This window comes from Prevotella sp. HMSC073D09 (assembly GCF_001814145.1).
Classification (GTDB): domain Bacteria; phylum Bacteroidota; class Bacteroidia; order Bacteroidales; family Bacteroidaceae; genus Prevotella; species Prevotella conceptionensis.
In genome coordinates this window covers 68,810-77,411 of sequence record NZ_KV815049.1, presented here as the reverse complement: position 1 = coordinate 77,411, position 8,602 = coordinate 68,810, and the positions used below count along the sequence as shown (strand labels likewise).

The following is an 8,602-nucleotide window of genomic DNA, read 5'->3' as shown; positions in this document are numbered from 1 at the left end:
AAGGTGAAAAGGTGAAAAGGTGAAAAGGTGAAAGAGTGAAAGAGTGAAAGAGTGAAAGGATGGCTGACGCCGTGTAAACTCATCTACTTATAAACTTATTCATTTGTAACTCGTACACTTACATACTTGTTATTCGTTAATTAGTCTACTTGTTAACTCGTCTGCTTGTCAACTCACTAACTCGTCCACTTGTTAACTTGCTAGCTCGTCTACTTGCTAGCTCGTCTACTTGCAAACTCGTCTACTTGCAAACTCGTCCACTCATCTATTTGTCAACTCGTCTACTCGTTAACCAGTTAACTTGTCAACTCATCTACTTGCCAATTCATCTACTCGTCTACTTGTTAACTTGCCAACTTGTCTACTCGTCTACTCGTTAACCCGTTAACTTGTAAACTCGTTAACTTGTAAACTCGTTAACTTGCAAACTCGTTAACTTGCAAACTCGTCCACTCTTTCACCCTTCCCCCTTTCCCTTATCAATGTCCTGGCGTAGGAGCGGGAGTGGAGCCGCCGGCCTTCTTCTTTTTCTTCTCAATCATGTTGAGGGGCAACTCCTGCACGCGGCATCCGTCGAGCAAGGCCTTTTTGCGGCTCTTGTCTTTGTTTATCTTCGTCTGCGGACGGAAGAGCACATGCGTGCCCACAACATTCTTAGAGGCGTTGAAGTCTTCGGCCGAGAGAGCAGGTTTGGTTTTGATGCCGATGCGGAAAGCACCCAGACCATCAAGGCGAACAATCTTTGAGTTTTGCAACTGCTCTTTCATCACGTCGATCAGTTCGGCGATAACCGCCAGGATGTCTGCCTTCTTCAAGGTGCAGTTCTGCTGCATGATGTTGGCAATTGTTGCCGTGTCCACCGTGTCGATGGCGATGGCACGTGCGTACCATTGGCCTTTGAACTTGCTCTTGGGGTTCTTCTCTTGACGTAGTTTATACATTACTGCCATAGTTGTGTGTTGTTTAAAAGTTTTTTTTGATTAATAATGTTTACTATGTATCGGTAGTGGCCATCCGTTTCGCCCTTCTTAGGGTGGCGGCAAGTACGGCTTGCGCTAGTCGACATCGCGCATGGCGTGTGTGCCTTGTTGGTGGGCGGCGGTGTGGTTGGTTACTGATTACGTTTGCAAAGTTACTAAATCAAGGAGCCCTTGTCAAGGGATAGTGGTGTAGTGATGGGGATAGTGTTTGGTATAGTGTTTGTAAAGGCATGGTTTAAAGGGGAATATAAGGGCGTTGCGGATGTGCGCTTAGGGCGAAAGGTGAGCAAGTAAGGGCGTAAGGATTGGGGGAAGGCCAACTAAATTTATCGAAGAAACTGGGTAGACAGGGCTTGTTAAGGCGGGTATGTACAAGATGTGTGGCGTTGGGTGGGCTTTATAATAACGGTCTAAGGGCGTAAGTTTGGGGCAAAAACAAAGGACGGGCTGGGTAAGTGTTTGCTTATTCCCAACCCGCCCATAGCGTTAGCGGTTATGTTTGGGCGTGGTTAAGCCCTAAACATTGATTTCTGATTTGATTTTGCGATTGCCTGCGGCGTTATACGATACGTGTAGCCAGTTAGCCCTGTCGCTTTGTCGATGTTCGAACAGCAATTGGTCGTAGTCAAGGCCTTGGGCAACGAAGTTGAACATCTTCATGGCCACCTCCTTATTAGAGAGGTGTATGTCGGCCGCTTGTCCCAGCAGGTGTTGCGAATTGTGCTTGCCGCCCACCAGGGTGTTTAGCTGTTCGCAACGGTAGCCACTGGTTATGCGTATCACACCGAAACGGCGGCGTAAGGGTTCTAATACATTCTCACAAAGCAGTCGCAGGTTGTTAATTACTTCGGGTGTCGGGCTATTCGCAATGTTGTGGCGTATGGCTACGCCTGAACGAACGAATTCGGCAAGGGTGAAGTGTGGGGTTAACGCTTGGTTGAGGTTGATGTGTTGTGTGTTCATAGGGTTTGATTTTTTTAGTTGAAGAGGGGGGGGTAGTTAACAAGTCAACTCATTAACTTGTCAACTCGTCAACGAATAGATCTCGTCAACTTACCCTGCCATCCACGCATGCAGCGGTTCGTTAACCCCCTGTTCGTAGAGCAGGTGGCAGTATCGTTCTAGCAAAGGGGCTTGTTTCGTGTTTTTTCGTTGCATGGCTTTACCCACAAAGGCACTGGGGTTTCGGGGCATGGAGAGCAAGAAATTGGCGCAGGCGCGTTGCACCATCCATAGAAAGGTGGCCGGGCGACCTTGGTCGTCGCGTACATAAGCAGAGGTATAGGCCAGGTGTACCATCTCCAGTAGGTCGGTCTTGGTGCCAATCCACCTTTGGTTGCCTGCGTGTTGAGCCGACAGCAAGGGCGCAAACGCATGGATGAGGTGTTGTCGGGCTTGGGTTAGTCGCTGCTTGCTGTGGATGTGTTCTGGGTTGTTAAGAAGATTATTCATACAGATTTCTTTTTGATTGATTGTTTCATTTCTGCTGCAAACTTACGGCGATAAAATGCAAGGATATTTCAATCCAAAAGTTTTTCTGTTAATAAACCCCAATCGGTCCTTACACCGCTTATTATATGTTTTAAGTCGTTTCCATCGTTTCCTATGCAGATTTCGTTTGCTTGTCGGCATCTTACCTATCTTATTTTTGAAGACGTAGCCGCCCACGTCAAGCGAATAATACAGGCAGTCTGCTTAGCCATCAAACGAAATCTGTACAGACTCTAATAACCATTTGGGGATAAAGAATAAGGAGAAACGCCCTTCCCCAGGTTCGTTGTTACCCTTGGGTGTGCAAAACAAGGGTAACAAGCCCACCAAACACTTAGCCCACCCCCAGCAGCTCCACCTCAAAAACGAGGGTCGACCCGCCTGGTATTCCTTCTTGCCATTGCTTGCCATAGCCCACCTCGGCAGGCAAATACAGCTCCCATTTGTCGCCCACATGCATCTGTTGCAGGGCAATTATCCAGCCCTCAATCAGTTGGCGCAAACGGCAAGCCAGTGGCACGCCGCCCAGGCTCGTGTCGAATTGGCGGCCGTCGATGGTTCGCCCCGTGTAGTGAACCGTTACGATGCTCTGCGGCGAAGGGCTTGCGCCGCCCGTTTCGCCCTGCTTTATCACCTTATACATTACGCCCTTAGCCAGGCATTTCACCCCCGCCTCTTTTGCTTTTTCTTCAAGCCAGCGTTTGTTGGCCTCCATGTATGCACGTTTTGCCATGTTGTTTTGGGTTTGTTTATGGGTTTGAGGTGGTGCGTAAAAAACAGGTGCGTGGGGCTAAAAACAAGCCGTTGCGCACCGCTTTTCTCAAATTTAATTATTACTTTTGCCTTGGCAGGCTTTTTACGCCCTTTGTTATAAGCAGCTAAGGTAGGTAAATTTTCTGTCTGCACCAAGCTCCATACCCGCTTTTTTGTGGGTTTGGCCGTGTGCCTTTTGCCTTTGTGCCGTGCGTGGCATGGCGCTAATGCCCTACATTGGCAAGACCAATCAAGATAAGACATACATATATAATAATGACTAGTTTAAAACAAAGAGACGAATTGCAGGCTGCCATTTGGCGCATTGCCAACGATGTGCGCGGTGCCGTAGACGGGTGGGACTTTAAGCAGTTTGTGCTAGGCACCCTTTTCTACCGATTTATCAGCGAAAACTTTTGCCAGTATATCGAGAACGGCGACGATCAAGTGCATTATGCCGAAATGGCTGACGAGGACATTTCCGACGCTGTTGCGGCAGCTGCCATTACCTCTAAGGGCTATATGATCTATCCCAGCGAGCTGTTTGTTAATGTGGCCAAGCATGCCAACACCAACCCCAACCTTAACACCGACTTGCCGGATGTCTTCTCTGCTACTGGGTGTTCGATTAATGGTACTTGTTTGAGAAAGGAAGGTCCGTTTAGCCTTTTTGGGGCCGATGAATATATCAGCAACAATTGGAGAAGTTATCTTTTGTGTCATACCCGAAATGTATGAAAAATATTTGATATGGGCAAATTGAATGAAGGGTTTTGCAGAGGCTTTAATGAGATTGTTTTAGTTAAAAGCAATAAAAACCCAAACAGCATAAAAAAACAAAATGATAATCTATTTTATGGTGTTTTTAATGGGTATTCCAATAAAATCATATAACTTTGCTCTAGATAAAATATTTTGAGAACTACAGATAAGATAAATTGCTTAGAAAGTAGTGCTTGATGAAAAATAGAAGAGTGATAAATGGTTGGCAGGTCATTCAGGGAAGTCAATCATATTGTCAACAAGGAGCGTGCAAATTCAACTAAACTTGTAGATTATGTCACGAACCCTATAATTCTTGAATTAAACATAAAAGATTTGTTTGTCAATAACAAGGATTAATACTGTTACAAATTAATATGCTTAGCTTAGATAGAGGTGTATCATTAAAGTGTATTGACCTTTTTGCAGGTGTAGGAGGCATCCGACTTGGTTTCGAACAGGCTTGTAAAGTGCTTGGTTTGAATACAGAATGTGTTTTTACAAGTGAAATTGATGAGTGGGCTTGTCAAACTTACAGGAAAAATTTTCCAAATGATAAACATAATCCCCTAAGTGATATTACTAAAGTAGATGAAACCCAAATACCTGATTTTGATGTTTTATTAGCAGGGTTTCCATGCCAGGCTTTTTCTATTGCAGGAAAAAGAGGTGGTTTCAATGACACTAGGGGAACATTGTTTTTTGATGTAGCAAGAATAATAAAAGAAAAACGTCCCAAAGCCTTTCTTCTTGAAAACGTTAAAGGTCTGACAAATCATAGAGGCGGTAAGACTCTTGAAGTGATTTTAAATACACTGAAAGAAGATCTTGGTTATACAGTCTTTTATAAAGTTTTAAATGCAAGAGACTTTGGTCTTGCACAAATGCGAGAAAGGATCTATATTGTTGGCTTTAGGGGAGATTGTGGCGGTGGAAGTTTCGAGTTTCCGCAACCATTTCCAAAGTCTGAATGTAAAGTCATTCGGGATATAATGGAAGAAGAGCCTGTTGAAGCAAGATATTATTTATCTACAGCATATATTGCGAGTATGAAAGCTCATAAAGCTCGTCATCAAGCTAAAGGGCATGGTTTTGGGTACGAAATTCGATCGCTTAATGAAATTGCAGGTACAATCGTTTGTGGAGGAATGGGTAAAGAGAGAAATCTTATTATTGACCCTCGGCAAACAGATTTAACACCAACAACACATATTAAGGGTGAATACAATAAGGAAGGTCTAAGAAGAATGACTCCAAAGGAGTGGGAACGTCTTCAGGGCTTTCCAGACGATTGGACAGCAGGCTTAGCCAATGTTCATCGGTACAAACAAATGGGTAATTCTGTTGCAGTACCTGTTGTTGAGGCTATTGCATTAAATGTTATTAAAGAACTTCAGAATCCTACCAAACCAAAGACTGTGAGAACTGCAGTTCAACTTGAATTTCCGTTTTAATTAATAAAATGTTTAACAATAAAATATACCGAATATAGAAGAATAAAAGTTTAACATAATAGCCCGGGCATACACCTTTAGGAACAACAGTCGGCAAACTTGGTAGATGATAAGGAGTTGTATGTCCTCACTATCCGTGTCTCAACATGGGTCGGTGGGGTATTGTCATCTATGTTTGCCGACACAGTTCCTTGCCCCCCCCACTCATGTTTTTCTATAAGAAATGCGTTTTCATGCTTGTAGAGCCTCCGACAGGATAGTGATATTCTGTCGGAGTTTTTTATGTACATATATAATCAGCAAGAATTTCCGAATCAATTAAAAGCAATTTAGAGGAACATTTGGAAATGAAACGCCACATTATAAACAACACCAGGTTAGATATCGAAGAAGGAATTGACCTTATGATTGTTATTCAAAGAAACAGCTATGGAATTTGTTTCTCTACTGATACTGATAGAGCTTTTACTGGAAGAAAAGCTAAGTGCACAGACATACCCCTGTTAACAATGTAAGGATATGTGGAGCAACCTATCGATTTCAATGGTAGTGTTGTAGCAGAAGACTTTTTCCTATACGGATGATAAGAATATAATGAATTATATAACACATTAAGTAAATAGATATGGCAAAAAACATTGGAGAATATGATGAAATGAGAGCAAATTTGCGCCTTATAGAATTACGTGATACAAAGAAAACCGTTACTATGGGAGGTAACGTAGTTGGTGTTCTCAGTGTGAGGAATTATAAAGGAGAAGAGTTTGAGCCACTCCCTGAAGGAACTGATTTAGCCAAGTTAAGTGATTTGGAAGTAGAAAGTTTGGCAAAACAAGTTGGCGCATTTAAGGCTCCAGCTGGGAGTAAAGCTGACGTTTATGTAAATGGCTTAGGAATTTCTGTTAAATCACATCGAGGCGCAAATCCTGCTTTCCTAAACCACACACACCGGGCTGGTTTACTAAAAGTGTGTCAGAGAATTGGTGTTAGTATTGATGAATTAGACCTGATTATAAAGGAGTACTGGGAAAAAAGAAAAGCAGGTGTTATTCGGGAAGATGTGTCAAATAGTGACCCAAATTCTCCATTTGTGAATCATCTTGATTATCTCAAACCAATCATGAACTATTTCTTGTTTACTGGCACTGCTCAAAAGGACTCTCCGTACCCTGCAGAGTTTATCCTTGACTTTACAGATCCTTTAGATGAGTCTAGTTGGAAGTTTTCAAAGGATGACTACCTTGATGACAACTGGGACCATATTATTTTTTCAGTGCGTTCAAAAGGAATGCCACCATCATATCCTAATGGAAAAGGTGCAGATTTTATCAAGCCTTGGGTAGAATATACAGATGGTAAGTATAAAGGTTCTCTTCATGGTCGTGCTCAATTTTAAATATGTTTAAGTTTATAGATCTGTTTTCTGGTATAGGAGGTTTTCATCAGGGTGCCTCATGGGCAGGTGGTGTTTGTGTATTAGCTTCTGACATTGATGAGGTTGCTAATCAAACATATAAAGAAAATTATGGAATCACTCCAAAAGGAGATATTTACGAAATCAAAGGGAGTGATATTCCTGAATTTGACCTGTTATGTGGAGGTTTCCCTTGTCAAGCATTTAGTCAAGTTGGACAGCGGAAAGGACTTGAAGATGAAAGAGGTATTCTTATTTTCCAGATAATCAGAATTCTTAAAGAAAAGCAACCAAAAGCTTTTATTCTTGAAAATGTAAAAGGGTTATTATCTATACAAGGTGGTACAATTTTTCAAATGATTATTGAGAACTTAGAAGAGGTTGGATATAAGGTCTATACAAAAGTGCTTGAAGCAAAAGATTATGGAACACCTCAACTCCGAAAAAGGTTATTCTTTGTTGGAATTAGAAAGGATATTCATGTAGATTTTCAATTCCCTAAACCAGTCCCTTTAAGATACACATTTTCTGATGTGATGGGTGGAGAAACGGAAAGGGACTATTCTTTTACCATACGAATAGGAGGAAGAAGATCAGGAATTAATAATAGGTTTAACTGGGATGCATACTTAGTAGATGGTAAAGTACGTTACATTACCCCAGAGGAATGTCTTATGTTGCATGGTTTTCCTAAGGATTTTAAACTATGTGGCAATCAAGGACAAAAGTATCATCAGGTTGGCAATAGTGTAAGTTGTTGTATAGTAAATGAGTTGGTTAAACAATTACAATACTATAATATCTTAGAATAAAGAAATCATCTATATAAATATGGGATGAGACCTCTGCGAAACTAGCTACTCTCTTAATCCTCATCTCTATGGCAGTAAAAGAGTAAGAATTTTAAGCAACTGATGCCGAGGATGCCTAATTTAGCGCAATAACAACCCTTTCTTGGATGTATTTCCCTTATCTTTATCTGAAACAATTGGACACGATAATCCCTAGTGTTCTACACAAGTTGTAGGCAATGGATTCCATAATTTGCTGTGCATGTGTTTTTGAGAGTCCACCATACCTCGCTTTTTCAGTGCTAAACCATCTATAGATAGAACCAAAGGTGCGCTCTACTTTGTATCATATCTTGCTATTTGCGAAAAGAGAGTCTGCTTAACCTTGTTTGGGCAAGAAAATATATCAGCAGAACTTGGAGAAGATAACTTTTGTTTCATATTATAAAGGAACGAAAACATTTGATATGGACAAATAAATGAAGAGTTTTCAGAGGTGTCAGCTCTGTTTCTACGCCTGTTCTAACTTAATCTTGTTTACATCTTTGCCCACATCATGCTCGCCTTATCGCCCATGCCAGTAAATCGCCGTTCTGTGAGTTTTCTTATCTTGGAAAAGGGATGTAAATGATGTGTTAAAATGGTAAGCATTGTTTACAAAACGCGTTTTTTGGTTGAGCCATTCTAGAAAAAAATACCTTGAAAACCTATATAAAATGCACCCGAATGATGGAAATGGCGGACAACATCGGGTGCTTTTCTCCTCAACTTTTTGCCATTTACTATGTTTTTGCATTTCTCTTTGAAGAAAAATGATGCCAAATTTGCATCCGCAACAACAAAAAAATGCTGGCCAAAACGCTTGTTTTTGCCACGCATTTTGCACCAAAACACCCTGCATTTAGCACCAAAACGCACTGCAATTAGCATCAAAACGCATTGCATTTAGCACCAAAA

The 8,602-nt window shown here is 41.6% G+C and carries 8 protein-coding genes and 2 pseudogenes; 4 read left to right on the top strand and 6 right to left on the bottom strand.

Annotated features, from left to right (window positions below; translation table 11 throughout):
• Positions 1-479 precede the first annotated feature (479 nt).
• From HMPREF2955_RS02515 to HMPREF2955_RS02500, 4 genes and pseudogenes are all read right to left on the bottom strand, one after another.
• The gene (locus HMPREF2955_RS02515; RefSeq protein ID WP_044260169.1) at positions 480-950 is read right to left on the bottom strand and encodes an HU family DNA-binding protein; all 471 of its coding nucleotides are present in this window, start codon (positions 948-950) and stop codon (positions 480-482) included.
• Positions 951-1,496: 546 nt separating this feature from the next.
• Positions 1,497-1,943, bottom strand: coding sequence for a D-Ala-D-Ala carboxypeptidase family metallohydrolase (locus tag HMPREF2955_RS02510; protein WP_070720574.1), 447 nt, complete (start codon positions 1,941-1,943; stop codon positions 1,497-1,499).
• 90 nt (positions 1,944-2,033) lie between these two features.
• A complete protein-coding gene (locus HMPREF2955_RS02505; RefSeq protein WP_070720571.1) occupies positions 2,034-2,432 on the bottom strand; it encodes a hypothetical protein in 399 nt (132 codons plus the stop codon).
• A 373-nt stretch (positions 2,433-2,805) separates the two neighbouring features.
• A pseudogene (locus HMPREF2955_RS02500) lies at positions 2,806-3,219 on the bottom strand (FKBP-type peptidyl-prolyl cis-trans isomerase); the annotation flags it as partial.
• Positions 3,220-3,500: 281 nt separating this feature from the next.
• Between HMPREF2955_RS02500 and HMPREF2955_RS02495 the strand changes: the two are divergent.
• The 4 genes from HMPREF2955_RS02495 (at position 3,501) to HMPREF2955_RS02480 (ending at position 7,666) form a co-directional block, all read left to right on the top strand.
• Entirely contained in the window at positions 3,501-3,962 is a 462-nt protein-coding gene (locus HMPREF2955_RS02495; RefSeq protein WP_070720566.1) for a type I restriction-modification system subunit M N-terminal domain-containing protein, read from the top strand.
• Positions 3,963-4,363: 401 nt separating this feature from the next.
• Positions 4,364-5,440, top strand: coding sequence for a DNA cytosine methyltransferase (locus HMPREF2955_RS02490; protein WP_070720563.1), 1,077 nt, complete (start codon positions 4,364-4,366; stop codon positions 5,438-5,440).
• Positions 5,441-6,065: 625 nt separating this feature from the next.
• On the top strand, positions 6,066-6,836 hold the full coding sequence (locus tag HMPREF2955_RS02485) for a hypothetical protein (protein ID WP_070720557.1): 771 nt from the start codon (positions 6,066-6,068) through the stop codon (positions 6,834-6,836).
• Positions 6,837-6,838: 2 nt separating this feature from the next.
• A complete protein-coding gene (locus HMPREF2955_RS02480) occupies positions 6,839-7,666 on the top strand; it encodes a DNA cytosine methyltransferase (protein WP_070720554.1) in 828 nt (275 codons plus the stop codon).
• Positions 7,667-7,829: 163 nt separating this feature from the next.
• Here HMPREF2955_RS02480 and HMPREF2955_RS14870 read toward each other — a convergent pair.
• Positions 7,830-7,991 (bottom strand): annotated as a pseudogene (locus HMPREF2955_RS14870) (transposase); the annotation flags it as partial.
• A gap of 338 nt (positions 7,992-8,329) precedes the next feature.
• A complete protein-coding gene (locus HMPREF2955_RS02475; RefSeq protein WP_139145455.1) occupies positions 8,330-8,578 on the bottom strand; it encodes a hypothetical protein in 249 nt (82 codons plus the stop codon).
• Positions 8,579-8,602 lie beyond the last annotated feature (24 nt).

Coding starts and splice junctions, on each gene's coding strand:
- HMPREF2955_RS02495 (WP_070720566.1), top strand. CDS start 3,501: ATGACTAGTTTAAAACAAAGAGACGAATTGCAGGCTGCCATTTGGCGC.
- HMPREF2955_RS02510 (WP_070720574.1), bottom strand. CDS start 1,943: ATGAACACACAACACATCAACCTCAACCAAGCGTTAACCCCACACTTC.
- HMPREF2955_RS02485 (WP_070720557.1), top strand. CDS start 6,066: ATGGCAAAAAACATTGGAGAATATGATGAAATGAGAGCAAATTTGCGC.
- HMPREF2955_RS02490 (WP_070720563.1), top strand. CDS start 4,364: ATGCTTAGCTTAGATAGAGGTGTATCATTAAAGTGTATTGACCTTTTT.
- HMPREF2955_RS02515 (WP_044260169.1), bottom strand. CDS start 950: ATGGCAGTAATGTATAAACTACGTCAAGAGAAGAACCCCAAGAGCAAG.
- HMPREF2955_RS02480 (WP_070720554.1), top strand. CDS start 6,839: ATGTTTAAGTTTATAGATCTGTTTTCTGGTATAGGAGGTTTTCATCAG.
- HMPREF2955_RS02505 (WP_070720571.1), bottom strand. CDS start 2,432: ATGAATAATCTTCTTAACAACCCAGAACACATCCACAGCAAGCAGCGA.